The 491-nt window shown below is 69.0% G+C and carries 1 pseudogene; it reads left to right on the forward strand.

Annotated elements, in window-relative coordinates:
• Nucleotides 1–491: pseudogene (locus MLGJGCBP_RS50920) on the forward strand (hypothetical protein); the annotation flags it as partial.

Below are 491 nucleotides of genomic sequence, written 5' to 3' on the forward strand. Positions count from 1 at the left end.
CCGACGTATGTGGAGCCGCAGTACACCCAGCCGGTGTATGTGGAGCCGCAGTACACCGGGCCGGCCTATGCGCAGCCTGAGCAAACTGTGCCCGTGCCTGCCCCGGCTGCGCCGCCGCGGCCGCCGATGGTGCAGCGACCGGGTATCGCTCCGATTCAGGCCCCGCCGAACAAGATTCTGATCGGCAATGCGCTGCTGGATCGGCCTGATGTCATTCCGGAGCGGGAAGCCCAGCAGGTCAACAACACACTGTCCGCATTGCAGGCCGATGGCGGAAACCTCGTCACTTCGCTCGGTGTGCCGACGAAGCAGGCCGACCGGCTCGCGGCGGGCACGGTGACCGGAGTCGTGGTTGGTGGTGCAGCTGGCGCGCTGGCGGTCGGCGCACCGGCCGCCGTCCTCGGTGCCGCGGGAGGTGCAGTCATCGGCACCGTCGTCGGTATCGGGGTCGGCACGACGCTGGCGACGGTGTTCATCCCGGGTGTCGGCCT

Origin of the sequence: Rhodococcus sp. T7, assembly GCF_009872365.1 — a bacterium.
GTDB lineage: Bacteria > Actinomycetota > Actinomycetes > Mycobacteriales > Mycobacteriaceae > Rhodococcus_F.